This is a genomic window from Thermoflexus sp. (assembly GCF_042408815.1).
GTDB lineage: Bacteria > Chloroflexota > Anaerolineae > Thermoflexales > Thermoflexaceae > Thermoflexus.
This window is the reverse complement of sequence record NZ_JBHOQR010000023.1, coordinates 1-26,185: the sequence shown is the minus strand read 5'-3', so window position 1 is coordinate 26,185 and position 26,185 is coordinate 1. Positions and strand designations below refer to the sequence as shown.

22 protein-coding genes and 1 other RNA gene are annotated in these 26,185 nt (G+C 63.7%); 8 read left to right on the top strand and 15 right to left on the bottom strand.

Features of this window, described 5'->3' with window-relative positions; genetic code table 11:
* Nucleotides 1–12: 12 nt before the first annotated feature.
* The 9 genes from ACFMO3_RS06940 to recG all read right to left on the bottom strand — a co-directional run bounded on the left by ACFMO3_RS06940 (nucleotide 13) and on the right by recG (nucleotide 10,753).
* On the bottom strand, nucleotides 13–1,131 hold the full coding sequence (locus tag ACFMO3_RS06940) for a glycosyltransferase family 4 protein (RefSeq protein ID WP_376789692.1): 1,119 nt from the start codon (nucleotides 1,129–1,131) through the stop codon (nucleotides 13–15).
* A gap of 36 nt (nucleotides 1,132–1,167) precedes the next feature.
* Nucleotides 1,168–3,021 carry a hypothetical protein gene (locus tag ACFMO3_RS06935; RefSeq protein ID WP_376789691.1) on the bottom strand — a complete coding sequence of 618 codons (1,854 nt, stop codon included), beginning with the start codon at nucleotides 3,019–3,021 and terminating at the stop codon, nucleotides 1,168–1,170.
* A 7-nt stretch (nucleotides 3,022–3,028) separates the two neighbouring features.
* Nucleotides 3,029–3,757 carry an alpha/beta hydrolase family protein gene (locus ACFMO3_RS06930; protein ID WP_376789690.1) on the bottom strand — a complete coding sequence of 243 codons (729 nt, stop codon included), beginning with the start codon at nucleotides 3,755–3,757 and terminating at the stop codon, nucleotides 3,029–3,031.
* A 111-nt stretch (nucleotides 3,758–3,868) separates the two neighbouring features.
* Complete coding sequence (locus ACFMO3_RS06925) at nucleotides 3,869–5,560, bottom strand: aldehyde dehydrogenase family protein (RefSeq protein ID WP_376789689.1); 1,692 nt, start codon at nucleotides 5,558–5,560, stop codon at nucleotides 3,869–3,871.
* Nucleotides 5,561–5,636: 76 nt separating this feature from the next.
* On the bottom strand, nucleotides 5,637–5,948 hold the full coding sequence (locus ACFMO3_RS06920) for a hypothetical protein (RefSeq protein ID WP_376789688.1): 312 nt from the start codon (nucleotides 5,946–5,948) through the stop codon (nucleotides 5,637–5,639).
* Nucleotides 5,949–6,368: 420 nt separating this feature from the next.
* Complete coding sequence (gene rdgB, locus ACFMO3_RS06915) at nucleotides 6,369–7,022, bottom strand: RdgB/HAM1 family non-canonical purine NTP pyrophosphatase (RefSeq protein ID WP_376789687.1); 654 nt, start codon at nucleotides 7,020–7,022, stop codon at nucleotides 6,369–6,371.
* Nucleotides 6,982–7,458 (bottom strand): ATPase, encoded by a 477-nt coding sequence (locus tag ACFMO3_RS06910; RefSeq protein WP_376789686.1) that lies wholly within the window; start codon nucleotides 7,456–7,458, stop codon nucleotides 6,982–6,984. The genes rdgB and ACFMO3_RS06910 overlap by 41 nt, the downstream gene beginning before the upstream one ends.
* A 125-nt stretch (nucleotides 7,459–7,583) precedes the next feature.
* The gene (gene coaD / locus ACFMO3_RS06905) at nucleotides 7,584–8,102 is read right to left on the bottom strand and encodes a pantetheine-phosphate adenylyltransferase (protein WP_322801960.1); all 519 of its coding nucleotides are present in this window, start codon (nucleotides 8,100–8,102) and stop codon (nucleotides 7,584–7,586) included.
* 98 nt (nucleotides 8,103–8,200) lie between these two features.
* Nucleotides 8,201–10,753 (bottom strand): ATP-dependent DNA helicase RecG, encoded by a 2,553-nt coding sequence (recG, locus tag ACFMO3_RS06900; protein WP_376789685.1) that lies wholly within the window; start codon nucleotides 10,751–10,753, stop codon nucleotides 8,201–8,203.
* A 329-nt stretch (nucleotides 10,754–11,082) separates the two neighbouring features.
* Between recG and ACFMO3_RS06895 the strand changes: the two genes are divergently transcribed.
* The gene (locus ACFMO3_RS06895) at nucleotides 11,083–12,300 is read left to right on the top strand and encodes an alanyl-tRNA editing protein (RefSeq protein ID WP_376789684.1); all 1,218 of its coding nucleotides are present in this window, start codon (nucleotides 11,083–11,085) and stop codon (nucleotides 12,298–12,300) included.
* 34 nt (nucleotides 12,301–12,334) lie between these two features.
* Here ACFMO3_RS06895 and ACFMO3_RS06890 read toward each other — a convergent pair whose 3' ends face one another.
* The 3 genes from ACFMO3_RS06890 to ffs all read right to left on the bottom strand — a co-directional run bounded on the left by ACFMO3_RS06890 (nucleotide 12,335) and on the right by ffs (nucleotide 15,442).
* Nucleotides 12,335–13,513, bottom strand: a complete 1,179-nt coding sequence (locus ACFMO3_RS06890; RefSeq protein WP_376789683.1) for a pyridoxal phosphate-dependent aminotransferase — start codon at nucleotides 13,511–13,513, stop codon at nucleotides 12,335–12,337.
* Between the two features lie 115 nt (nucleotides 13,514–13,628).
* Entirely contained in the window at nucleotides 13,629–15,152 is a 1,524-nt protein-coding gene (locus ACFMO3_RS06885; protein ID WP_376789682.1) for a ubiquitin-like domain-containing protein, read from the bottom strand.
* Between the two features lie 21 nt (nucleotides 15,153–15,173).
* Nucleotides 15,174–15,442: signal recognition particle sRNA large type (gene ffs / locus ACFMO3_RS06880), an RNA gene on the bottom strand.
* Between the two features lie 383 nt (nucleotides 15,443–15,825).
* On the opposite strand from ffs, the gene rlmB reads away from it, so the two are divergent.
* The 4 genes from rlmB (at nucleotide 15,826) to ACFMO3_RS06860 (ending at nucleotide 21,916) form a co-directional block, all read left to right on the top strand.
* Entirely contained in the window at nucleotides 15,826–16,587 is a 762-nt protein-coding gene (rlmB, locus tag ACFMO3_RS06875) for a 23S rRNA (guanosine(2251)-2'-O)-methyltransferase RlmB (RefSeq protein WP_376789681.1), read from the top strand.
* Nucleotides 16,588–16,926: 339 nt separating this feature from the next.
* Nucleotides 16,927–18,450, top strand: coding sequence for an adenosylmethionine decarboxylase (gene speD / locus ACFMO3_RS06870; RefSeq protein WP_376789680.1), 1,524 nt, complete (start codon nucleotides 16,927–16,929; stop codon nucleotides 18,448–18,450).
* 780 nt (nucleotides 18,451–19,230) lie between these two features.
* A complete protein-coding gene (gene murJ, locus ACFMO3_RS06865; RefSeq protein WP_376789679.1) occupies nucleotides 19,231–20,829 on the top strand; it encodes a murein biosynthesis integral membrane protein MurJ in 1,599 nt (532 codons plus the stop codon).
* Nucleotides 20,830–21,139: 310 nt separating this feature from the next.
* The gene (locus tag ACFMO3_RS06860) at nucleotides 21,140–21,916 is read left to right on the top strand and encodes an SIMPL domain-containing protein (RefSeq protein ID WP_376789678.1); all 777 of its coding nucleotides are present in this window, start codon (nucleotides 21,140–21,142) and stop codon (nucleotides 21,914–21,916) included.
* Between the two features lie 87 nt (nucleotides 21,917–22,003).
* On the opposite strand, the gene ACFMO3_RS06855 is transcribed toward ACFMO3_RS06860, so the two are convergent.
* Entirely contained in the window at nucleotides 22,004–22,459 is a 456-nt protein-coding gene (locus ACFMO3_RS06855; protein ID WP_376789677.1) for a GatB/YqeY domain-containing protein, read from the bottom strand.
* Between the two features lie 163 nt (nucleotides 22,460–22,622).
* On the opposite strand from ACFMO3_RS06855, the gene ACFMO3_RS06850 reads away from it, so the two are divergent.
* The 3 genes from ACFMO3_RS06850 (at nucleotide 22,623) to cas4 (ending at nucleotide 23,974) form a co-directional block, all read left to right on the top strand.
* Nucleotides 22,623–23,033: a DUF3054 domain-containing protein gene (locus tag ACFMO3_RS06850; protein WP_376789676.1), complete on the top strand. Its 411-nt coding sequence runs from the start codon at nucleotides 22,623–22,625 to the stop codon at nucleotides 23,031–23,033.
* 98 nt (nucleotides 23,034–23,131) lie between these two features.
* Complete coding sequence (locus ACFMO3_RS06845) at nucleotides 23,132–23,392, top strand: hypothetical protein (protein WP_376789675.1); 261 nt, start codon at nucleotides 23,132–23,134, stop codon at nucleotides 23,390–23,392.
* 42 nt (nucleotides 23,393–23,434) lie between these two features.
* The gene (gene cas4 / locus ACFMO3_RS06840) at nucleotides 23,435–23,974 is read left to right on the top strand and encodes a CRISPR-associated protein Cas4 (RefSeq protein ID WP_376789674.1); all 540 of its coding nucleotides are present in this window, start codon (nucleotides 23,435–23,437) and stop codon (nucleotides 23,972–23,974) included.
* Nucleotides 23,975–23,989: 15 nt separating this feature from the next.
* On the opposite strand, the gene ACFMO3_RS06835 is transcribed toward cas4, so the two are convergent.
* Nucleotides 23,990–24,766: an enoyl-CoA hydratase/isomerase family protein gene (locus ACFMO3_RS06835; protein WP_376789673.1), complete on the bottom strand. Its 777-nt coding sequence runs from the start codon at nucleotides 24,764–24,766 to the stop codon at nucleotides 23,990–23,992.
* A gap of 104 nt (nucleotides 24,767–24,870) precedes the next feature.
* Nucleotides 24,871–25,947, bottom strand: coding sequence for an RNA polymerase sigma factor RpoD/SigA (locus ACFMO3_RS06830; RefSeq protein ID WP_376789672.1), 1,077 nt, complete (start codon nucleotides 25,945–25,947; stop codon nucleotides 24,871–24,873).
* Between the last annotated feature and the right edge of the window lie 238 nt (nucleotides 25,948–26,185).

Genomic DNA, 26,185 nt, shown 5'->3' with positions numbered 1-26,185 from the left:
TAAGGAAGGATTTCATCGGCCCAAGACCCGTCGGTAGACCGCCCAGGTTTCCACCGCCGCGCGCTCCCATGAGAAAGCCGCCGCCCGCTCCAGGCCCTTCCGCCGCATCCGCTCGCGGGCCGCGGGATCCTCCAGGAGCGCCTCCATCGTCCCCGCCCAGCGGGATTCGTCCTCAGCGGGGAGAATCATCCCGGCGTCGCCAACCACTTCCGGCAGGGCGCCCCGATCGCTGACGATCACCGGCGTCCCACAAGCCATCGCCTCCACGGCCGGAAGACCGAAGCCCTCGTAGAGGGAGGGGAAAACCAGGAAGATCGCCCCGTTATAAAGGGCCGCCAGCGTCGGATCATCCGGCCCCTCGATCCAGCGCAACCGATCCGCGATATGAAGGCGATGGGGCCACTCCAGGATCTCCTGGTAGAGCCAGCCCCGACGCCCGGCCAGGACCAGCGGCGGGGCCCCTGGACGGCGATCCAGCAACCGGGCGTAGGCCCGCAGCAACATCGGGAGATTCTTCCGCGGCTCCCAGGTCCCTACAAACAGGATGTATCCTGGCTCCAGGCCCAGGCGATCCAGCCTCTCCCGCACGGCCTCTGGAGGAAGAGGCTGGTAGACCGCGCTGGCCGCTTCATAGACCACCGAGACGCGATCGGAGGGCAATCCAAAGTAGGCCAAGAGATCCGCCCGGGTCGTTTGGGAGACGGTAATGATGTGATCCGCCACGCGAACCGCCTGCTCGATCTGCCCGGCATAGTAACGCCGGCTCTCCATAGTCATGAAATCCGGATATTTCAGGAAGTGCAGATCGTGGATAGTGATTACCCTTCGAAAAGAGCCGGTGAAAGGGGGAATGAAATCGGGGCTATGGAGGAGGGCCACGCGCCGGAGGGCGATCTCCAGCGGCCACAGCCGCTGCTCCCAGCGATGATGCGGAGGTGTCCAGACATAAGCGGTCCGCACCTGCGGGCCGACGATGCGGGTGTTGAAATCCTTGCGGCTCTGAAAGATCACTAGGCGGACCTCTGGATCATCGATGACATGGGGAAGGCGAGTGGCCAGCTCCAGGATGTATCGGGCGATGCCCTCCCGCCGATACGCCAGCAACCGGGCATCCAGTCCAATCCGTATCATCGGATGCTCTACCCTCCTCAATCGCGGAGGTTCACCCTAAGAAGAACGGACCTCCTCCTGAGCGCGCATGGCCCGCCGCTCCATCTCAGCGAGGACCATGGCCACCGCCTCAATCGCGGCCCGCTGCTTGCGGTAAAGGTCCGATTCGCTGAGGGCCAGGCGCTGGGCGATCTCCCGGACCTTGCGGCCCTGGATGAAGCGCATCTCCAGCAGATTGTAAAGCAGCCACTCCGGCGCGGTCAGTTTTCGCTCCCCATCCGGCCGCAGCTGCTCGATCGCCTCCATCAGCACCGCCCGCAGCGCGCGGATCGGATTGCCATCATAGGTTTCCATCGCCTGCTGGACGATCTGAAGTTGCAACAGGGGACTCTGGAGCAGCCGCGGCCCGCCCCAGTAATGCGCCAGCGCCTCTTTCACCCAGTGGGTGAATTCCGGATGCTCCACCAGGGCCATGGTGGAAGGCGCCTGCTCCGGCTGGCGCAGGCGGCGGACTTCCTCTGTAACCTGTTCCAGCGCGCTCAACGCCCGCTCCTGGAGGATCCGATCCTCCAAGGCCGCGGCCGCGCGGGCCACCCATCCACGGAGGGTGTCCTGGAGAAACTCCAGCGTCACCTCCCCGGTCGGCTGAGCGACGGCGATGGCGCCCAGGAGGATGGGTTCGCCCCGGCCCCGCAACGGCCAGATCCAGAAGCCATCGGCCACAATGGGGCCATCGGCGGATCCCCCGACGACCGAGAGCGTTTCCTCTATGGAGGCCTGTTCGATCGACCCGAAAGCAGCGACAGGCTCGATCCCATTCGGTGTGATCCGCACCACAAACCCGGTGGGGGAACGGAGGGCTTCGCACATCAGGGCCAGGATCCCCTCCAGGAACTGCCGGAGATCCCGAGCGGTGATCATCGCATCGCTCAGGCGGCGCATGCGGATGAGTTCCGAGACATCCCGCCGAAGGAAGAGCCACTCAAAGAGGGGTCGGATCGCGTCGCTGAGGATCTCATAACTCACGATGGCCCATGCGGCAGCCAGGGGCAGCAGGAGAGGAAGCGGCAGGCCCAGGACATGGCTCAGCCGGCTTAGCCCGAACATCACCAGCACCACGAAGATCGCCAGGACCGGCCCTCGGAGGAGATAAGTGATCCACCGCTGCTTGATCACCCGATCCGGGACCAGCACGTCCAGATAGGCGACCGCATACACCATGCCGAACAGCATGGTCCCGATGATCAGGTTGCTGAGGCCAACCAGCCCCCAGAAGACAATGGGGAACGAGGGGAGCGTGCGCCCCACCAGAAGCAGGTAAGGGAAGACCCCAACGGCGGGAGCGATCATGGTCACCGCCAGATATGTCATCCGCCGCCGGTGGGTGGAGATTAGAGTCCGCCAGCGCGCCCGCCAGACATTGAGGATCCCCCACATCACCCCACCAATGAAGTAAACCAGGAACAGGGGGAAAAGCGGGCCCGCCCACAGGTGGAAGGCGCGGCCATCCGCAGTCCCGTCATGGACCAGCAGATCGGTCCAGAGGGCCAGCAGGAACCAAGCGATCCCAAGGCCGTAAGCGCCACGCACCGCCCATCGGCGCCATGGGGAAAACGAGCCGGTTCGCTCCAGCAGGGCATCGGTCAGATGGGCATAAGCGGCTGGGGCGATGGCGATCCCCAGCCACTGCAGCCGCAGCCAACGCTCCGCGGAATGGGGGTCTCCGATGAAGAAGAGAACCAGATCGCCCAGGTAGACAGCGCTCACGGAAGCCAGCAGCCAGGCCGCTCCCCGTGCGCTCCGGCTTCGGAAGTAGTAGGCCAGCAGATAGATCAGGAGGGAGAACGACGCGATCAGCAGGGCCGCGATGATGACAAAGTTGATTTGAAGCAATAGCTCCAGCGAATCCATCGGCTCCTTATGATCGACAGATGGTCTCCAGCCAGCGCTGGATGCGCTGGATCATCACCCGGCGCCGCCCGGTGTAGCGGTGGTCTCCCCCATCGATGAGGGCGAGATCGGTGTTCAACCCCGCCCGGTGGTGAAGCGTTAGGCTCTGGCGATGATGCACCACCGGATCCGCTGTCCCATGCATAATGAGCAAGGGCCGGGGGGACAGCTGATCCACCACATCTACAGGTTGCGGCCTTTCGGCCTGAGCCCTCAGCTCCTCCCGCAGGATCTCGACCGTCATCCCGTTCATGAAGCGAACCCAGTCGACGAGCATCCCATCCTCCGGGGCCCAGGTCCGCAGGTCGCTGACCGTGGAAAGGGTGATCAGGGCGTAAACCCGGGGTTCCTGAGCAGCGGTCAGCACAGCGGCCCATCCCCCCATGCTATAGCCCAGCAAAACCAAACGATGGGGGTCGACCGTGGGCTGCGCCAGCGCCCACCCGATCGCGGCGCGCAAATCCTCCACCAGGGTGGCGATCCGATACGGGCCTTCACTGCCCCAACAGCCCCGGTAGTGGAAACTCAGCACATTCCACCCTGCATCCCGCAGGGCATCCGCCAGGTCCAGGTTGAGCTCGACGCCGGCGATCCCATGGGCCATCACCAGGGTCGGATGGGGCCCCGGCCCATCCGCCTGATAGAAACGGCCCAGCAACCGATAGCCATCGCTTTCGAAAGTCACGCCGATCAGCATGGGGCCGCCCGCTTGAGGATCGGGTCATCTCCCACCCGCGGATGAGATCGGGAAGGGTGGGATGAGCGACGTCGCCGCCTGCTCCCCCACCCCGCCTATCCCGCCCACGGGTTAATCGATCACGGTCTGGCTCTGCTCCCGCATATACTGAATCAGATAATAGGGCCCGCCGGAACCCCGGCCGGTGGAGCCGCTGGCCTTCCAACCGCCGAAGGGCTGATAGCCCGGCCATGCGCCGGTGGTTGCTCCCGCCGCCCGGTTCACATAAGTCACGCCGGCCTCCATGTGATCGAAGAACCACTCGATCTCCTCCGGATCGTTGCTATAAAAGCCAGCAGTCAGGCCGTAATCCACGGCGTTGGCATAGCGCATGGCCTCCTCCAGGGAGTCCACGGTCACAACGCAGGTGATCGGCAGGAACATCTCCTCCTTAAGAAGAGGATGATCCGGCGGGAGGCCATCGACCACCGTGGGCTCCACAAAGTATCCCTTGGCGAACTCGCCATCCGTCAGGACGTTGCCCCCGAACAGCACCACCCCATCGCGGCGGAGGATCTCCATATATCGCTGGAATTTCTCATAGGCGGTACGGTTGATCACCGGACCCAGGAAGACATCCCGTTTCGTCGGATCGCCAATCCGGATCTTGCTGGTGAGATCCAGGAATTTCTCCAGGAACGCATCCCGCACCGGGCGTTCCACATAGATCCGCGAGGCAGCCGAGCACTTCTGGCCCTGGAGGCCGAAGGCGGAGCGCATGCATCCCAGCGCCGCCCGATCCAGATCCGCATGGCGGCTGATGATCACCGGGTTCTTGCCGCCCATCTCCAGGATGATGGGCCTGGGATACTTCGTGGAGGCCGCCACCTTCCGATAAATGGACATCCCCACCTCATAGCTGCCAGTGAAAGTGATGCCCGCTACATCCGGATGGAGAACCAGGGGGTCGCCGACCTCGCTTCCCCCACCCGTGATGTAATTGAAAACGCCGTCCGGAACCCCCGCATCCCGGAAGATCTCATAAAGTTTATAGCCCACATAGGGGGTGTCCGAAGCTGGCTTGAAGACGACGGTGTTTCCCGCCAGCAGCGCTGCCCCCGAGGGGCCGCCCGCCAGAGCCAGCGGGAAGTTGAAGGGGGAAATCACCGCCCACACCCCATAGGGCTTAAGCACGCTGCGGTTGTGATGCTTGGGGGATTCCTGCTTCATGGGCCGGATATAGCCGTCGTTGGCCTCCATCTGGTCGCAGTAGTAACGGATCAGATCGGCGGTTTCTTCCACATCCCCCAGGGCTTCCAGGCGGTTCTTCCCCACCTCCAGGCTCATCAGGGCGGCGATCTCAAAGGCCCGTTCGCTGATGAGATCGGCCGCCCGGCGCAGGATCTTCACCCGCTCCCTCCAGGGAAGACGGCTCCACGTGGGGAAGGCCGCTTTCGCCGCCGCCACCGCATCGTTCACATCCCCAGGTGTCCCTCGCTGGAAAACCCCGAGGAGCCAGTCCGTGTTGATCGGGGAGCGATCCTCAAAGGTGCGCTCCGCATAGCGAGGCTGACCGCCGATCACCATCGGGAACGTCCCCCCTAGGCTCTCCCAGACCTTCCCGAGGGCGACCTCATAGCGGATATGGAGCTCCTCACTGGGAACGGCGAGGGTGGCGTAGGTGATCTTGAAGGGTTGGGCGGGCGTTTCCGCCGTGGGAGTGGTTTTCCGACGTGGGGTTGCTCGAGCGGGCGCTTTGCGGGCCACCTTCTTCGGGGCCGCTTTTTTCGCCGCTTGTTTCACCGTTTTCTTTTTCGCTGGCATGCCGAACCTCCTCACAGTTCTCGCGAGCGACCGATGGGCTCCCGTATCTCCTGATCGATGCGAACGACCCGTTGCCTCACTGAAAATAGGGAATCCGCAAGCCCCCGGTCAGAGTTTCCCGCTTCAAAGGAAGCGTCCGGCCGTGCAGGGCTTCTTCGGGAACTTTCACCCGCTTCCCTTCCAAGGCGCGCAGTCGTTCTTCCGTCAGCAACGGATCGTCCAGACCCTCCGGGATCTGCACCTCCTGCAGCGTCACCAGACGGCAGAAGAACCGACGCATAACCGGGTCCTCCCCCTCAACCACCGCCTGAAAGCGCGCGGTCACATACAACCCGTGGACCGAACGCCAAGCGAATCGAAGCTCAACGATCGGTTTGGAGGTCTCCATGGGGTCAGAGCCCCTTCTGTCGCTTTATTTCGGACTTACGCCGCTCAGCTCTGCCTGGGAAGGCGGGATACTCCCTCCTCATCTTGGGCCGCCTGCCCAGCTCCTGAAGCCCCTCCGGGGAGAGCCCGCTGGGACGCTCCTACTGAATTATAACCCGGACCGGCGGGGTTTCGGGCGCGGAGGACAGCGAAGCCGTTTGCCCTGCCCCCCCACCCTTGAGCGGTGTGGCGCCCCCCTTCCCTCAATGAACGAGCCATTGGGGCGATGCCCGACGACCCAAAGGGGTTCTCCTTCCGCTGCGCACCACAGGGCGATCCGAACTGGCAGCCCCCAGATCAAGCTGGCGTCTCAGATAACGATCCCTCCTTCCTCAAAGAGGATGAATCCTTGGCCCGGTGAAGGTCTTCGCCTCTGCTCTCTTTACTTTTCGGCCGCCTCCCCGGCCAGCCATTGTTTCAAGATCTCCCGGGCTTTCCGGGCCGCGCGAGCCCGGTGGCTGACCTGGTTCTTCATGGCCGGAGGAAGCTCCGCCATCGTTTTCCCGAGCTCCGGGATGTAGAAAATCGGATCGTAACCGAACCCATAGGTCCCCCGGGGCTCCCAAGCGATGTAGCCCTCCAGGCATCCCTCCACCAACACCGGTGGTTCCCCGGGCCGGGCCATGGCGATCACGCAGCGAAACCGCGCTGTCCGCTGGGGCCAGGGGACGCCCGTCATGAGCTCGAGGACCTTCTGAATGCGAGCCCAGTCATCCGCCTCGGGCCCAGCGAACCGGGCGGAGTGAACGCCAGGCGCACCCCCTAGGGCATCGATCTCCAGCCCCGAGTCATCCACCAGGGTCCACAGCCCGCTGCGTTCCGCATAGAACATCGCCTTCCAACGGGCGTTATCCTCCAGGCGCTCATAGGGTTCCACGGCCGCTTCGACAATCCCAACCTCGCGTAGATCCACCAGTTTCACCGGGAGATCAGAGAGGAGAGCGGTCAGCTCCCGGCGCTTCCCGGGATTGTGGGTCGCAATCAGGAGCAACCGTTCAGGATTCCGGGGATTGAGAGGGGTCATCCGGATGCTCATTCTGGAGCTTCTCGATTCCGTTGCGGACGATCTGAAGCAACTGAGAGAGGGTTTCCTCCAATTCGAGAAGCCGGGTCAGGGCGTAGTCATCCGCATCCGCCTTCAGGCGTTCCGCCTCGCGCTGCGCCCGCTCGATGATCACAGCGGCCCGTTGCTCGGCCGCCTGAACGACCTGGTGCTGAGCGATGAGCTCGCTGGCCTGCTCCTGGGCCAGCCCGACGATGCGCTCGGCCTCCTCCTTCGCCTGGGCGATGATCCGCTCCCGCTCCTGAGCAATCCGTCGGGCCTGCTTGATCTCCTGTGGAATCGCGACCCGCATCTGATCGATCAGGTCCAGAAGCCGCCGCTCTTCGATCACCACCCATCTCAGGAAGGGGAGAGGACGACTGCGGAGAACCAGCTGCTCCAACTGATCGATCAGATGCAGGATATCCATACCCAACCCCTCCGGGCTTTGATCCGGTTGAGAGACGCTTGCGAGAGCCCCCCAACCCCCTCTTTCATCTGCCTTTCCTGGAGCCCGGGTCAGCCCGCGCCCTCACTCCCAGCCGGGCCCAATTGCTACTCTCGAATGGAGATGATGGGCACCATCTCTCCGGCGCGTTCGGCCGCCTTCGCCGCCAGGGCGCGGGCAACGTGGGGCGGGACCATGGCCGAAACATCCCCGCCCAGCAGGGCGATCTCGCGGACGATGCTGGAGCTGATGAAGGCGTAGTCCCGGCTGGTCATCAGACACACCACCTCGATCTCCGGGGCCAACTGCTTGTTGGTCAAAGCCATCTGGAGCTCCAGCTCGAAATCCGAGATCACTCGAAGCCCCCGCACAATCACCCGCGCGCCGATCCGCCGGGCGAAATCAACCGTCAGGCCACTGTAAGCGGTGACCGTAACATTGGGGAGATGCTGCAGGGCCTCCCTCACCAGGGCCAGACGCTCCTCCAAGGAGAAGAGCAGGCTCTTGCTGGGACGATCGTAGACGCCCACCACCAGCTCATCGAAGATCGCCGCCGCCCGGGTGGCGATATCGATGTGCCCATAATGGATCGGGTCGAAAGACGCTGGATACAGTGCTCGGGTCATCACCGGCTCCCGTGGGCGGGCCCGGCATGGTTTCGCACCGGAACCGGCCCAAAGATTTTCTAGGGATCCAGGATCTAACCACAACCCCAGGGATCGTGTTAACTGGGCTCCACCGGACCATGCCAGAAGCGCGAGACCGCTTCCGCCAGGCGACGGTGCTCTGGAGCCTGAAGGTCAGGATCCCGCTCGGCCAGGCGCTCCGCCGCTTCGCGGGCGATCTCCAGCAGGCGCAGATCCGTCAGATCGGCCAGGCGCATCTCGGGGAACCCGCTCTGACGCGTGCCCAGGAAATCCCCAGGTCCGCGCATCTCCAGGTCTTTCTGGGCGAGCTGGAAGCCATCGTAAATCGTCTCGATGGCCCGCAGGCGTTCCACGGCGCTCTCGGAGGGAGATTCCGCTAGCAACAGACAATACGATTGATGGCTGCTCCGCCCGACCCGGCCCCGGAATTGATGGAGCTGAGCCAGCCCGAACCGATCCGCCCCTTCGATCAGGATCACCGTGGCGTTGGGCACATCCATGCCCACCTCCACCACGGGCGTCGCCACGAGGATCTGGATCTCCCCACGGGCGAAGGCATTCATGATCGCCTCTTTCTCCTCGGATTTCATCCGCCCGTGGATCAGGCCCAGCCGGAAGTCGGGGAAGATTTCCCGCTGCAATCGCTCATACTCTTCCACAGCGGCCTTCGCCTCGATTTTATCGGAGCCTTCCACCAGGGGACAAATAATATACGCCTGGCGGCCCTGTTCGACCTGACGGCGGATGAAGGCATAAGCCCGTTCCCGCTCCTCCGGCATCAACCAGCGGGTCAGCACCGGCCGTCGGCCCGGCGGCATTTCGTCCAGGACCGAGAGGTCCAGGTCGCCGTAGAGGGTGAGGGCCAGGGTGCGGGGGATGGGCGTGGCCGTCATCACCAGCACATGGGGGTTGTAACCCTTGCTCCGCAAGGCCGCCCGCTGCATCACCCCAAAGCGTTGCTGCTCATCGATGACCACAAACGCCAGATCCCGGAACGTCACCTCCTCCTGGATCAGGGCGTGGGTTCCCACCACCAGATGACACGTCCCTTCCGCCAGCTCGCTGTAAATCTGAGCCCGCTCCGCTCCGCTCACCCCGGAGGTGAGCCGATGAATGGTGGGGGTGGGAAGCCCGGCGCCCGCCCAGCGCTCCGCCAGGGTGATCAGTGTCCGATAATGCTGTTCCGCCAGAATCTCCGTGGGGGCCATGATCGCGCTCTGAGCGCCCGATAGGAACACCGCGTAGGCGGCCAGAGCGGCCACCACCGTCTTCCCGGAACCCACCTCGCCCTGAAGCAGACGGTTCATCGGCACTCCGGACCGTATGTCGGTCAGGATCTGATCCAAGGCCCGACGCTGGGCGCCGGTGAGGGCGAAGGGCAGGGCTTCCACCGCCCGTTCGAGAGCCGCCTCATCGAATTCCAGCGCCCGTCCAGGGATGCTGCGCCATCGCCGGCGGACTTCCAGGAGGCCGATTTGCAGATAGAACACTTCATCGAAAGCCAGCCTCCGGCGCGCCTTCTCCAGCGGCTCCCAGTCCTCTGGGAAGTGAACCTGCTTCAATGCGGTGGGGAGATCCGGGAAACCATAAGCCTCCCGGATCCAAGCCGGGATCGGATCCTCCACCCGGTCCGCCCAGTAATCCACCACCCGCTTGAGGATCGACCGCATCATGCGCTGGGTCAGGCCTTCTGTGAGTGGATAGATGGGAACGATGCGAGCCGTGTGCAGTAGCTCCCGGTCGGCGGGCTCCCACTCCGGGGAACGGAACACCGGGCGGCCGAGGAATTCATCCACCCGCCCGCTCACCACGATGAACTGACCCGGCTGGATGCGATCCAGTAGATAGGGCTGGTTGAACCAGGTGCACTCGATGACGCCGGAGCCATCGGTGAGCAGCGCCTTGATGACCGTGAGGCCGTTCCCGGTCTGCTTGCTCCCGATATCCATCACCTCGCCGATCACAGTCACCTCTTCCCCAATCCGAAGGCGATGGATGGGCTTCAGAGCTCGGAAATCTACATACCGGCGGGGAAGCAAATAGAGCAGATCCCGGATGGTCTGCACCCCCAGGCGTGCCAGGCGCTGCGCCCGCTCCCGGCCCACCCCATGGATCAGGTGAACCGGCGCGTCCAACCTCAGGGCCTCCACCTTCGCCGCCAGCTTCGGGGGAACCGGAGGAGCTCCCCGCGGACGCGCGCGGGCGGGCGCGGTTCGCTCCATCCGTGAAGGCGGCGTGGGCCTCGCCGGCTCCTCCTGGGGTTTCTCCACCGGGGGAGCCAACAGGGGTTCTGGAGACGGAGGCGCAGCCGGTTCGCCTTTCGCAGCCAGCGCCGGCGGGGAGGCTCGCAGCTCCCGCTCGCGCCGCAGAGCCTCCTGAATCCGGGCCTCGATCCCCTCGATTAAAAGCCGGCGTTCTTCGATGCTCGCCGCCTCATACCGGCGGAGATCCGCATAGATCGCTTCCAGAAGGAGGAGAAGGTCCGGATCGTGTTCCTTCAGGGAAGCGCGAGCCTGGCGATACCAGTGATCCGCGAACCGGCCAATTCCTCCAATCACAATCCGGTTCCGGCAGCCATCCTGGCTTTCATGTTTCAGGATCTTTTGAAGCTGTGTGAAGGGCGAAGCCATCGCGCTTCCTCTTCCCGCGTAGAGTGAAACGGGCTCCCAGCTTTCCATGGAGCTTGCGCAGCCGGGCCCGGATGCCAGAAGGCGGCATATCCCCTTCCCGCGGCGCAAAGGGCCATCAGGGGGAGGATCTCCTCTGAATTCAGGCCGGCCCGGAAAGCCCCCCGAGAAACCCCTCCGCCTGTCCGGGAGGAGCGGGCCATGCGAGCCCTTCACGACCTGCGGGATCCAGTATAATGCAAACCTGGGCTGCGCTTTCGACCCACTCCCGGATAGCCCGGCCAGCGACATGATTCCCACCGGAGCATTCTGATTCCTATGGAGGCCACTGCATGACCGAACGGCTCTACTGGCTGGATCCCTACATGCAACAGTTCACCGCCACGGTGATCGCATGCACAGCGCATAACGGTCAGCCAGCCGTCATCCTGGATCGGACGGCATTTTACCCGACCGGTGGAGGGCAGCCCTGTGATCGGGGGACCCTGAACGGGATCCCGGTGCTGGAGGCGGTGGAGCGGGAGAGCGATGGGGCCATCCTGCACATCCTGGCCTATCCGCTGGAGGCGCGGGAGGTGGAAGGTCGTATCGACTGGGAGCGCCGCTTCGATCATATGCAGCAGCACACCGGCCAGCATATCCTCTCCCAGGCGTTCCTGCGGATCACCGGGGCGCAAACGGTATCCTTCCACATGGGAGAGGAGCGGGTCACCATCGATCTGGACCGGATCGGATTCCCGCCAGCGGCCATCGAAGCGGTGGAAGAGCTGGCGAACCAGGTGGTCATGGAGAATCGAGAGGTGCGGACATGGTTCGCGGAGACAGAGGAGACGAAAGAACTGAGCATGCGCCGTCCTCCGAAAAGGGGAGGCCGAATTCGGATCGTCGAAATCGCCGATTTCGATCGGAACGCATGCGGGGGGACCCATGTGCGGCACACGGGGGAAGTAGGGCCCATCAAGATCGTGAAGCTGGAACGGCAGGGGGATGTAACCCGGGTGAGCTTCCTCTGCGGCTGGCGGGCGCTGCGAGATTACGCGAGGAAACATCATCTCCTGCGGGAATCCGCAGGATCCCTTAGCGTGGGCGAGGCGATGCTGCCGGAAGCCATTCGAACACTGCAGGCGGAACTCAAAGAAACCCGCAAGGCACTGGGAACACTTCAGGAGCTCTATCTGGAGCTCGCTCTCCCCAGCCTGGAGCAGAGGGTTCAGCCGGCCCCTTTCGGAGAGATCCTCGTGCATCTGTGGCCTCAATTGCCTTCCGGCCTCCTCCCCCTTCTGGCCCGACGGCTGAAGGAAGGACATCCCCGCCTGGTCATCCTGGCCTCTGGGGGCGCGGATGGCCTTCTGATCGTCGCCTGCGGCCCGGGAGTTCCCATGGACGCCCGGGAAGTCCTCCAGCGCCTCCTCCGCCGGCTGGGCCGGGAAGGAGGGGGCGGCCGCCCGGATTACGCCCAGGCTCCCCTTCCCCAGGCGGACCTGTCAGCCCTCCATCGGGCGCTGAGCGAAGCCTTCAGAAGCTGGAGCGCTTCGGACGGAATAAGCTAACGGTGAGAGAGATAGGGCCTGCCGGGCCACCGGATCACGGACCCGGTGGCCGAATAGATGCCCTCAACCGACGAAGGCGGGCCACTGCCTCGCGCAGGGTCTCCTCCCGCTTGCAGAAGGCGAACCGCACCTGCGTGCGTCCACGGTCCGGATGGGCGTAGAAGCTGGAGCCGGGCACCACCGCCACCCCGATCTCCCGGACCAGGCGCATGGCGAAGGCGGTGTCATCCTCAGCTCCCAGAGCGCGGAAATCGGTCATCACATAATACGCTCCCTGGGGCCACCACACCTCGAACCCCAGCTCCTCCAGCGCCTCCACCAGCAGATGCCGGCGCCGATCGTAATCCGCCCGCAGCTGCTCATAGTAATCCATCGGGAACCGGAGGGCTACCTCACTGGCTTCCTGGAGCGGAGCGGGGGCGCCGACTGTGAGGAAATCATGGACCTTGCGGATCGCGTCGGTGAGATCCTCGGGGGCAATGCACCACCCAATGCGCCATCCGGTCACCGCATAAGATTTCGACATCCCGCTGATAGTGACCGTTCGCTCCCACATCCCGGGCAGCGTGGCGATCGGGATATGGCGGTGCCCATCGTAAACAATGTGCTCATAGATCTCATCTGTGATGGCATAAGCGCCGTAACGCTGGCACAGCTCCGCGATCCAGCGGAGCTCCTCCTCGGAGAAGACATGACCTGTCGGATTGTGGGGCGTGTTGAGGATGATCGCCCGCGTTCGGTTAGAGAAAGCACGACGCAATTCGTCCGGGTCGAAGGTCCATGACGGCGGCCGCAAGGGCACATAGACCGGCTTCGCCGCGCTGATCCAGGTATCCGGACCGTAGTTCTCATAAAAGGGCTCGAAGATGATGACCTCGTCCCCGGGATTTAAAAGAGCCAGCAGGGTGGCGATCATGCATTCGGTGGCTCCACAGCACACCGTGATATGGCGCTCCGGATCGAGCTCCATTCCGTAAAAACGGCGATATTTCTCTGCGATCGCTGCCCGCAATCGCGGGCTTCCCCAGGTGATCGCATACTGGTTATAGTCCTCCCGGATCGCCTGAACAGCTGCCTCTTTCAGCGCTTCAGGGGCGGGGAAATCGGGGAATCCCTGGGCCAGGTTAATGGCCCCATAGTGCTGCGCCCATCGGGTCATCTCCCGGATGACGGATTCCGTGAAATGCTTCACCCGTTCGGCCACGCGAGCCATCCAGGCCCCTCCCAATGATGGTTCATGGGATCACAATACCCATCCCTTGCTAAAACAACCCAATGCCCAAGGGATCACCGATCTCCCGCCTCATATCCCCGCTTCCCTATGGGAATCAAGGCGAGGGCGGGGCCGGCCAGTCCGGCAGGATGTAAGGGATCGACTCCGGAGGAGGAACCGGAGTCAGAAGATAGACGTCCACCCAGCGATACCAGAGCACCAGATCCTCATCGTTATACCCCAGATCGATACGACGGCCGATGATCCCCCCGCCAGTATCGGCGGCCAGACCCACCCCATAACCGGGCACATACACTTTCCACCCCAGCCGGATCACCCGGGGATCCACTGCCACAATCCCCCGCTGCATGGGCAGCCCGGTCCGGGTGCGACCAAAATACGCCGCAGAAGGATGAACCCCCGCCGTGGAGCGGCTGTAGGAGGTGGCCAGCATGCGGATCCGCCGCCAGTATTCGATCGGCCCGTCCGGCGTCTCCAGCGTGCGTACCACGACCTTCGTCCCATAGACCCATACCCGGGGCTCCGGAGGCCGGATTGTGGTTTCATCGACCACTTCCCGTGCCACCTCCTGCCCGTTCTCATAACGCACCCGGATCCGCCGCTGAAGCACACCGTTCCGGCCAGGGGATCTCTGAACCCAGGTATCCAGCTCCCGATTGGGATCCGGCTCCCATATGGTCTGAAAAGGAATAGAAGTTTCCTCGATCTCGAAGCCTTCCACCACCCGGATGACCCGAACAGTCTCTCCGGCCTGGAGACGGCTTTCTTCCCCTGGAACCACTCGATCCTGGCCATGCAATGAGATGCCCAGCTCCCACAACAACTCCCGGACCGTGCGCGCGGTGGTGGAGATCACCCGGATGTGTCCATCCGCCTCCACCGTGATGGGACGGGCCCGGAACAACGAAATCTGCATGCCGCCATTTAGCGGCGTTTCCGGTCCGGGCAGCAGTCGGTCCGCCGGGTCTAGAAGCATCCCGGCCTCCCGCAGGGCCGCCCCCACCGTGGGCGCAGTCGACCAGATCAAGTGCCGCCTCCCATTCTCCAGACGCACCACCAGTGGAACGGACCGCACGACCCGGATCTCGCGGGGAGGTTCCCTGCCGTCGAGCGCCGGAGAGTCCACCTCCCCTCGCCGGCCATCGACCCACAGGGCATCCCCGGGCCCCAAGGGGATCCCGGCTTCCGCCAGAATGGCACGGGGATCCGAGTGGAGAGTGTAAATATCAATCCAACGGGACGGCTCAACACCCCGTCCCTCGATCCAAATGCGAACGGGTCTGGCCCGTCGGATCGAGATCATCGCCGGAGGCTGGATCGGATGGGTCAGAGGCGGGGAAACCCTATCCTCCGGACGCACCGTCAGGCCCGCCTCCTGGAGCACATCGCCCACCGTTCGTTGATGGGTTCTAATGGAGAGGATCTGACCATCGAGGACAATGGTGACTGTCTGCTGCGAGCGCCAGTAACCCCAGAGGCAAAACGCGCCCAGCCCAAGCCAGGCGATCCATTTGAAGAAGGTCCATCGGTTCATTGCAGCGAGCGCGGAACCTGAAAACCCCAGATTGATGGGATGGGTTCCATCCCGGCTGTCCTTCAGGTTGCCCAGGGAACCCATCGCCTGTTAGTACAAAAGCGGCCGTGCGCCCCTTGTCGAGCCCGCCTCTCCCCACCGGCGATCCCTCGGACGGCTCCGGCCCGGCACCCCTGCGGCGCGCGAACCGGGACGGCTTACCGTTGCTCCCTTCCGGGCCTGGCGGGGTTCACCGAGGTCCGCCGCGCAGGACCGGACCTTCATCACCGGGAGGGATCCTCGGGAGGGGCCGCGCTAACCCTCGAAGGGGATGTCAGCCCCGCGTCTGGCGGATTTCGGGTTCAGGGAACCGCCACCTCCCCGCCTGAGCACGGCCGCCGATTTTAGGGTATCGGATTCCCACCCCTGTGTCAAGCCGACCCAAGGCCACCGCCCGGCCTCCTCATTTTGCCCCCCCAAAGCCCGGGCCGTGGGGGGTTCCCCTCTCCCGTTCAAGAGGCGCGGGAAATCACCCCCCTCCCACGAAAGCGACACCCGAGGAAGCCGCACGATCCCATGGATCGAGCGATCAAGATAAAATGCGGGCAGGAATAGGTCGGACGGAGCTGGAAGGTTTCTATCAGCCTTTCGGCTTCCAGAGGGCTTCACGCCCGGAGATACCTCCCGACTTCCGCTGGGTTGATCGGCTGGCTCGATGGCTCTGGCGATCCTGGGTGGTCATGCACTGGGAACCGGGGAGGGCCAGACGAGGAGGGAGATGAAAAGGGTGGAGGAAATCCAGCGCGAATTGCTCTACGGGCGCCACGCTGTGCATGAGGCCCTGCGGGCCGGGCGGCGGCGCATCTACCGGCTGTTGATTGCCGAAGGCCTCCGGCCCCGACCGATCCTGGAGGAGATCCGCGCCATGGCGGCGGATCGCGGGATCCCTATCCTACAAGTGCCCCGCGCTCGCCTCGACGCCATCGCCGACAGCCATCAAGGGGTAGTGGCAGAGGCCGATCCGTATCCCTATGTGGACTTGGAGCAGGCGTGGGCGGAGAGCGCCAGCCGACCCGCTCCGCCCTTCTGGCTGGCCCTGGATTGCCTTCAGGATCCCCAGAACTTCGGCACCTTGTTGCGAACCGCCGAAGCCGTAGGCGTGCATGGGGTTTTGTTCCCCGAGCATCGTAGCGCCCGGGTAACCCCCGCCGTGGTGAACGCCTCCGCCGGCGCCGTGGAACACCTGCGCGTGGTCCGGGTGACCAACCTGGCGCGGGCGCTGGAGCAATTCAAAGAACGGGGATTGTGGATCGTGGGTCTCCAGCAGGATCCACGGGCTATCCGTTATGACCAAGCCGATCTCAGCGGCCCGATCGCTCTGGTGATCGGCAATGAAGAGTCCGGCATCCGCTCACTGATCCGGCGGGTCTGCGATTTCCTGATCTACCTCCCGATGTGTGGCCGGGTTGCCTCGCTGAACGCCGCCACCGCCGGCGCTGTCGCTCTTTACGAAATCGCCCGACGACGGGGCTTCCAGTAGCCTGCCGCCCGCCGATGTCCTCCCGGGCTCTGCTTGCTTTCTTCCTCCCCTTGTGGATTAAGAAATTCCCTGGTAAAATATGCATTTGCGGTTGGCGTCTTTCGCAAGCTCCCGAAGCAATTCGCCATCCTTCTCTGCGTAAGCGGCCATCTTCGAGCCGCCGGGCTTGCAAACCAAATAGGCAGCCGTTCCGGCTTTTGGCATACGTCGGGTGTCTCCGATGATGCCGGGTGCGGAACCCGTGCTGCCTATTTGCTTTGTAGGGGACGGTGCGTGCGGAGCCGTTTCCCTTCCGGCGCCGGAGGGCGCCGATCACATTCCGGGGAAAGGAGGTGAACGATGGCGGGGGAGATCCTGACCCTGGGGCGCTCGGAGCTGGCCCGGCTCCTGCGTGCGATCCTGCGGGAGGGGGATCCCTGGCAGGCGGCGGGCACCGCCGGGCTCCCCTTTCCACGCGTGGTCGAAGGCATCCAGCAACTGCTGGATGCCGGAGCCCTTGTCTTCGATGGGAAACTCCTGCGATTGACTGAACCAGGCCAGCGCCTGGCCCGCGAGCTGAACGTGACATCGGCTCCCGACATCCAGTGCCCTGCTTGCCAGGGAACCGGGATCGATCTGGGCTTTTTCCAGGAAGTGACCCGTCGTTATGAGGAACTGGCCAGGGGGCGCCCCGAGCCGCTGGCGGCTTACGATCAGGGCTACCAGACGATCGATTCCGTGATGCGGCGAGTCGCCCTGATGGCCGCCCAGGGGGATGTAGAGGGCAAAGATGTGGTGGTGTTGGGAGATGATGACCTGGCCAGTCTCGCCCTGGCCCTGACCGGGTTACCCCGCTCGGTCGTGGTCATTGAGATCGATCAGCGCCTGTGCGCCTTCATCGAGCAGGCCGCCCGCCGCGCCGGCCTGAACATCACCGTCTACTGCCGCAGCTTGACGGACCGACTTCCCCCGGAGCTCCTGGGGCAATTTGACACCTTCCTCACCGATCCGACGGAGACGGAGCACGGCCTTCTGCTGTTCCTGGAGAAGGGGTTCATGTGCCTGAAGAAGGGAGAAGGCCGTGCGGGTTACTTCGGCATCACTCGCATCGAGTCGAACATCAGCAAGTGGCACATCTGGCAGCGGGAGCTCCTGAACCGGCACGCCATCACGTTCACCCACATCCTCCCAGACTTCAGTCTCTATGCCAACTGGGAGGAGCCCGGCGAGCAGCCTATTCCGGATCTCCCGCCCTTCGCCCGCCCTTCGCCGGTGCCCTGGTATCGCTCAACGTTCTTCCGGGTGGAAACCCTTCCCGAATTCCAGCCGCCGGAGGACTATGTCATCGAAGGGGGGCGGGAACTTTACGAGGATGAGGATGCGATCGATAAGGTGTGGCGCAGCCCGGATGTGAACACGGCGATCACCGCTTCGGTGATGACCGCTGCCCCCACCCCTTTCCCAACCCAGCTGACGCTGGGGCGGCATGTGATCGCGGAGTTCTGGAAGTGCCAGAACCGGGAGCCTTTGCGGAACCTCAAGCAGGTTCTGGAACTCGCCGTGCGTCGAGCCGGCGCCACCCTGCTGAACATGAAGATCCACCGCTTCGTCCCGGACGGCTTCTCAGCCCTGGTACTGCTGGCGGAGTCCCACATCTCTCTGCACGCCTGGCCAGAGTATGCTTACGTGGCGGTGGACGTGTTCACCTGCGGAGAGGCGGACCCGGAGGTGATCATCGAGGTGCTCAAGGACTACCTGCAGCCTGCCGAGTCCGCCCAGATCACGCTGGAGCGCGGCCTGGGGCCGCTGATGGTCCTCCCCGCCATGCGCCCGGAAACCGAGACGGCTTCTCTAGGCTCCCCATCGCTTCCCCTAACGATTTAAAGGAGGGCCAGACCCAAGCTCGGGGGCGGGCGGCAAGGCCGCCCGCCCCGCTCCTCCAAAACCCGCCGCGTAAAATCTGCGCCATGTTTTCTGGAATCGCACGACATGCATCCCTCAACCATTGCCCTCCTCCCTCTCCGTCGGATGGGGCAGATGATCCATCGCATGGCTCAATAAGGAGATTTGATCCTCAATATCCAGCGGACGTGCCGGAAGGAGCACGCTGACTGCCGTGCCAGACTCTCCTTCGCTGCGAATAAACAGATCCCCGCCCTACGCCTGAGTTGAGCCAGGCCAGGAGCTCCGGAGAGAGGCTCCCATGGGTGTCCACGATCTCAACCAGCAGAACCGGCTCCTTCACATCCCCCCGGATCTCCATCCCTCCCCCTTCCGGAATGAATGTATCGCGCGATGCCTGTTTCAGATACCCTCGGCTCATGGGCAAAGAAATATCCAAACCTGGGAATGGAACATCGCACCCGCTGGCTCGTGGGACCCACCTGGGGATTTCCGGGGAGGCGGTTTGTCTCCGGCGGCCTCCATCCAAAGGTGGAGGATCCCGATAGCCTGTATCTGGGGAACGACACCGGAAACAGGCGCTCGCTGGAACGCCTCAGGCGACCCGGATGGACAGCCGATGGGGTCATGGGTCAAAATGGCGTTGTTTCTCAGCTGGGCTACGTGGAGATCCTCCCCAATCCTATGGGACAAACCCCCCATGATCCCCTTCAGAGGGGGGCATTGCGTCTACGGAGGACATCCTCGAGGGAAAACCGAGCAATGAACCACCGGGAGCGATTTCAAAAGCTGATTCGTTCGATCGCCGGGGAAGAGATCGAAACCTTCCATCTGGCCCGCGATGCCATGATCATCGCGGCAGGCAACATCGCCAGCCGCCTCATCGGGCTGCTTCGGGAGACCGTCAAGAGCGAGCTGTTCGGATCCACCGGACCATTGAGCGCCTTCGAGGCCGCGGCGGTGGTCCCGATTCAGCTCTACGATCTGTTGGTCGGTGGGATGGTGAGCTCCGCCTTGGTCCCCGTATTCCGGGAATATGCGGATCGGCTCCCAGAGCTCCGGCGGCTGGCCGGCGCGGTCCTCGTCTGGGTCTGGCTGGTGATGGGCCTCGCTGTGCTCTTTGTGGAGCTTGCAGCAGAGCCGGCGGCCTGGTTGCTGGCAGGCGGCTTGGATCCCAAGCTGCTACATCTCACGGCCGCCCTGCTCCGCTGGACAATCCTGGCCGTCTGGTGGATCGCGACCGCGGGGGTGATCAGTGGGCTCCTTCAGACGTTCCAGCGGTTTACCCTCCCCGCTTTCACCGCCGCGGTCTTCAATGCTGCCATGGTCGCCGTAGCGCTTCTGCTGGGAGAGCGGCTGGGGGTTACCGCTCTGGCTCTGGGCATGGTGGCAGGATCGATCTTCCAGGTTCTGTTACAGCTTCCCGCCTTGTATGGCCTGTGGCCTCAGCTGTCGTGGTATCACCCAGCCCTGCTGCGCATCCTTCAGCTCTATTCCCCCGTGGTCTTCGGCCTGGCTGTCAACCAGATCGCCATCCTGCTGAGTTATAATCTGGCTTCCCACACGGGCCCGAACAGCATCGCCTGGATGCGCTACGCGACCACACTGATCCAGTTCCCCCTGGGCTTAATTGTGACGGCTATCTCGGTGGCCATCCTCCCTCGCCTCTCCCGCCTGAGCGTGGAGGCGCGTCAGGGCAGGGAAAGCATGGAGGCTTTTCGCGCCACCCTGGCTGCCGGGTTACGCATGGTAATTGTGATGATTGTTCCTGCCGCCTTCGGCCTGTATGTGCTAGCAGACCCGTTGATCGATCTCCTCTTCCAGCACGGCCGTTTCACCGCGACAGATACCGCGGTGGTCGCCGGGGTGTTGCGCGGATATCTTCCTGGCCTCGTCTTCGCTGCCATCGATCAGCCGCTGGTTTTCGCCTTCTACGCCCGCCAAGATACCCTCACCCCCGCCGTGGTGGGTTTGATCTGCAACGTGGGGATCTACCTGGCGGCCGCTCTGGCCCCTACCCTCTTTCGTCCCCTTCAGGTGACCGATCTGGCGGTGGCCAATTCTGTGCAATGGGCAGCCCACGCCCTGTTGATGAGCGTGTTCTTGGTTCGCCAGATAGGGCCCATGCGCCCCTATGGTCTGGGTCGATGGGTATTGCGCGTCCTGATCGCCTCCACCGTCATGGCCGTGGGGATCATGTTCGTATGGCCTCGAATGTTTTCTTTTATCCCTTCCTCCACCCATCTGGAGGAAGCAGCTCGCCTGCTCCTAACGGGCGGTCTCGGTTTATTGATCTACAGTCTGACCCTGGGGGGGCTCGCCAGGCTCTCCACCCCCCATGGGTCCTGGACCCGCTCGTAGATCTCGGCTATAAGGGCGACCAAACCCACTCAGACGCTTTGCTGCTGATGATGGGGAAATGACCCATGGGGCCCCAGGTCGGGGAAGGGCCGGATAGGAGCCCTCACCGGCCCCTGGAAGGGAGAGAAATACGCCCCAGCGCTCCAGCCTCCCCCACCCCCATCGGCTGGCTTCAACGGGAACCCTTCCCCTATGCCGGACGTCTTATCTGTCGGGATCAGCCCATAAAGGGGCCCCGGATGGATCACAGATCGGCGAGGGGCCCTCTTCTGGGCGGAAACGAAAAAACCCATCTTCCGGGAGGCTGTATATGAAAAGCTTACGCTGGCGATGGCTCTTCCGGCGGGGAGGGATGATCGGGCTGATGCTGATCAGCGCGTGTCGCCCTGCTTCCACACCCTCCGGTACAGGAGCTCTATTAGAACCCGATATCCACGCGGGGGCCTTAACGGTCTCGAACGGAGCTTCCACTGGGCTCACCGTGATTGGGATCGGAACAGTGCGGGCACGGCCGGATCAGGCGGTGGTAACGCTGGGGGTGGAAACCGAGGGTGAGGCGCTCGCCGCCGCCCTAAATGAGAACAACCGCCGCGCCTCGGCTGTGCTGGCCGCGCTGAAAGAACACGGAGTGGCGGAGGCGGATATCCAGACCACTTCCTTCCAGATCCAGATCGAGGAGCCCCGTGATCGTCAAACCGGCCAACGGACGGGCCCCCCAATTTACCATGTGACCCATGTATATACGGTCATCTTTCGGGATCTAGATCGGGTGGGCCAGGGGGTGGATGCGGCCGTCGCCGCAGGGGCTAACCGGGTGAATGCGATCGCCTTCCGGATCGGGGATCCGAACCGCCTGGCGATGGAGGCTCGGCGACTGGCAGCAGAGGACGCCAAGGCCCGGGCGCAGGCCCTGGCCAGCGCCCTGGGAGCCCAACTTGGCCGCATCACCCACATCACCGAAACCGCGAGCCCGTGGCCGGTTCCCATGGCCCGAGCTTCTGCCTCCTTGGAGGCCGCCGCCGCGCCCGTAGCGGCTGGGGAGTTGGAGATCACCGTTCAGATCCAGGTGACCTGGGAGCTGCGATAACTCGGTCCGGGCGGCGCCCGCTGTCGAAGACGACCTGCGCCGCCCGGACCCCTTCCAGAAGCCGGGGGTGAACAAAGGCCATCACCCCTATAAGGATGCTTCCGTCAGGAGGCGGCGCACGATCTCCTGCACCTCCCGGCCATCCGCTCGACCACGGACCCTGGGCATTAAGCGCTTCATCACCTCTCCCAATTGAGCCGACGAAGTAGTGCCGACCTCGGCGATCACCTCGCGCGCCATTGCCTCGATTTCCTCCCGGGTCAGCGGCTGGGGAAGATAAGCCAGCAATGCCTCGAGCTCGGCTCGCTCCGCGGCGAGTCGATCCGGCCGGTTGGCCTTCTCCAGCTCCTCCAGTGTCTCACGACGCCGCTTGACCTCGTTCTGCAGCACCCGCAGGATCTCATCCTCGCTGAGAGGACGGGCAGCTTCCACCTCCGCCATGCGGATGGCCAGCAACGCCATGCGGATGGCTGTCTTTCGGGGTTCATCCCCCGCACGTATCGCCGCCTTCAAGTCCTCTTGGAGCCGTTCCTTTAAACTCATCGACTCCCTCCTTCTCTGGACTCTGAATGCTCCACTCCAGTCTGGCTCATCGCGGATGGCACAGCAAGTCCAATGGTTTTCAGAAGCTGGGCCGAGGCCCCAGGACTCCTGGAAACTCCGGGTATAATGAATGCAAGAGCATCCCTTTCGTTTGGAGCCTTCGATGAACATGCCGCGATGGATCCTATGGGGGGGCGATCTCCTGGTGTTCCTGCTCTTTGCGGCCCTCGGGCGGGCCAGCCACGGCCTGCTCAACGAAGGCCCAGTGCTCTGGGGCGTCGTGCGGGCGGCGGCTCCCTTTTTCCTCGCCTGGGCGATAGTGGCGTGGGCGGCCCGTCTGGATCGCATAGATCCCATGCGCTCGCCGGGGCATGGGGCGCTGCGGACCGGATTGGCCTGGTTGGGAGCAGGGATCCTGGGACTGATCCTCCGGAGCCTGACCCTGGGCCGTCCAGCCCCAATCCCCTTCGCCGCCATCACCCTGCTCGGCAATGGACTCCTACTCGTCCTCTGGCGAGGGCTTCTGCAGCTGTGGATCCTGCGCCGAGAGGGAGCACGGCTTGCCGAAAAGTAGCCTCTCTCCCGGAGGGGAAAACCCCCTTTTGGGATCCGGGGACGCCTCTGGTGCCCCGGGACCCCAAAGCCCTCCGGAAACCCAACTGGAGCGCCTGGATGAGTTCGGCAGAGACGCTGGCTCGGATTCGGGAAGTGAAGCGACGGCGAGAAGCCGAGCTGCTACGCAAGGCCAACGTGGTGGCTGTGGGGATCGGATATCGCCAGCGGGGCGGCCGCTCCACCGATGAGCTTTGCCTCGTGGTCTCCGTCCGCCGCAAGGTCCCGATGGAATCCCTCGCACCGGAGGATCGCATTCCTCCGGAGATCGATGGCGTGCCGGTGGACGTTCAGGAAGTCGGCGCCTTACGGGCATTATAGGGCTGCGATGCTCCCGCGCGCTGCGTGGAACGAGGGCCCGGGATGCTGATGACAGGTGTTTTCCTTCTGTTGCTGGCGCTGGCCATCGGAGGCCTCGGATGGCTTCTCCAGCAACGGGCCGGCCTTCCGCGCGGTGAGGTTCTGGAGGAGGACATGTCCAGTGCCAGAGCCTCCCCTCCGCTCTTCGCCCCTCGCTATGGTCTGATCGGCAGACCGGACTACCTGATCCGGCAGGGGAAAACGATCATTCCCGTGGAAGTGAAAGCCACCTCAGCCCCACAGCATCCCTATCCCTCCCATGTGATGCAGTTGATCGCCTACTGCCTGCTGGTGGAAGAAACTCTGGATGTCCACCCACCATACGGATGGATCCGCTATCGAGATCGATCGTTCCGGGTGGAATACACCTTCGAGCTTCGGGAAGAGCTCCTGAAGATTCTGGCCTCCATGCGGCGGGATCTGGAGCGCGGGGAGGCGCACCGCCAGCATCAATCGCCGGCCCGCTGCCGCGCATGCGGGTTCCGAAGGATCTGCGAGGAGGCCATCGATGGAGGGAGGATAAGAGTCGGCCAGCCTCGATAACCCCTCCGGGGATTTTCAAACCGCCTGGCCCGGATCCGGCTGTCGATTTCGTTGCAGAAAGCGTTCCAGGGCAGCCCAGTGGGCGGGAGCTGCCCAGAGACGAGCGAACCGCTCCCGCTCGAGCCGAAGGGCTTCATGGAAAGGGAGCACATCTCCATCCCGGATCACCGCCTTGATCGCCTGCACGGCCCTGGGATCCCAGCGCAGGATTTCCCGAGCCAGGGCGAGGGCTTCCGCAAGCGCCTGACCAGCGGGGGCCAAGCGCTCAACCAGCCCCAGGCGGAACGCCTCCTCCGCACTGATCTGCCGCGCGGTCAGGAGGAGCTCCAGCGCCCGGCCGGACCCAACCCGCCGCCGCAAACGCTGCCCTCCACCCCATCCGGGAGTGAGAGCCCAGGTGACCTGCACGAAAGCCAGGTCGGCGTCCTCAGCCATCACCCGCAGATCACAAGCCAATGCCACTTCTACGCCGCCGCCCCTCGCGGGCCCATTGATGGCTGCGATACTGATCCATGGGGCCTCTTCCAGCTGGCGCAATGCCTCGCCCATGACCTGCCCCAGCCGATATCCATCCGCCTCAGTACGATAATGTGCCATCTCATATAGATCCGCTCCGGAGAGGAAAGCCCTTCCCGCGCCGGTGAGGATCACCACCCGCAACGCGGGATCCCGGAGCGCCTCCTCCACCGCCTGGGCGAAGGCCTGCATGGTAGCCCAATCCATCGCGTTTCGTCGCGAGGGGCGATCCACAATCCAGATCGCCAGCTCCCCCTCACGCTCCACCCGCAGCATGGGCAGGCTCCCTCCTGACAGGGATGTGGGAGAAAGGTCTTCTAAACAACAAGAGGCCGGCGACATCGAGTGCCGGCCTCTTGATCCTTGATTGACGAGGGTGCTCAAGCAGCCTTCAGGAACTCCCTCATCTGGCGCACCTTGAGCTGCTTGCGCAGATAACGCAGAGCCTCCGCCTCGATCTGGCGGATCCGCTCCCGGCTCAGCCCGAACCGCTGGGCAACCTCCTCCAGGGTGTAGGATCGCCCATCTTCGAATCCATAGCGCAGCCGGAGAACCCGGGCGTGGCGGCTGGGCAACTCATTTAGCATCTCTTCGATCTGCTCCCGCAACAGCTGATCCGCCACCACCTCATCGGGAGCTGGGCTCTCCACATCTCGGATCGCCCCTTCCAGCGTGGTCTCCCCCTCGTCATCCATGGGTTCTTCCAGAGAGAGCAACGGCCGGGCAGCGTTCCAGAGCCACTCCACCTTATCGGTCTCTATCCCCAGCCGCTCTGCAACTTCTTCTGGGGTGGCTGGCCGGCCCGCCTCCTGCTCGATCTGATGGGCAATCCGCTGGGCCTTTCGCAGTTGCTCCTGAGCATGGATCGGCAGACGGATCGTTCGGGCCTGCATGGCCAGCGCCCGGGTGATCGCCTGGCGGATCCACCACGTGGCATAGGTCGAGAAGCGACGGCCCCGCTTGGGATCGAAGCGCTCCACGGCCTTCATCAGGCCCAGGTTCCCCTCCTGGATCAGGTCCAGCAGGGGCACCCCGAGGCCCTGATATTTCTTGGCCACACTGATCACCAGCCGGAAGTTCGAAGTGATCAACTTCTCGCGAGCCTGGCGGCCTTCCTCCACCAACCGCTCCAGACGCTGGCGGACCTCTGGTGAAAGATTTCCATCGCGGGCCAGGCGACGAGCGGCCTCTCGCCCGCGGGCCATCCGCGTGGCTAACTCCTTTTCCTCCTCGGCGGTGAGCAGGGGATGATCGGTGACCTCCCGAAAATAAAGGGAGATTAGATCCCGATCCTCCGCCAGTTCACCCAGGACCGGGAGGGATGTTTCCTCATCCAGTTCATGCTCCAGGTCGAGCTCCTCCAGAGGGGCCTCCTCCTCCCATGGCTCGGCCCAGAACGCTTCGTTTTCCAGCTCCTCCTCCTCGTCCGAGAGGATAGGGCGATTTCGACGCTCCATAGCCACCTCCTTCGGGTCGCCAAGACCCATTGGGAATCCCACACAGTGGGGACGTGGAAATAAACAAAGGGGCGAGCGGTCACTTTACCGTCCGCCCTTCCCACCGGGGTGCAGGAGGAGGATTTGGCGGAACCCACAAAGTACGGCACAGCGCGAAATCACGCCATGCCTCATCCCCACAGTTGCGGGGGCGGGATTCGAACCCGCGACCTCCAGGTTATGAGCCTGGCGAGCTACC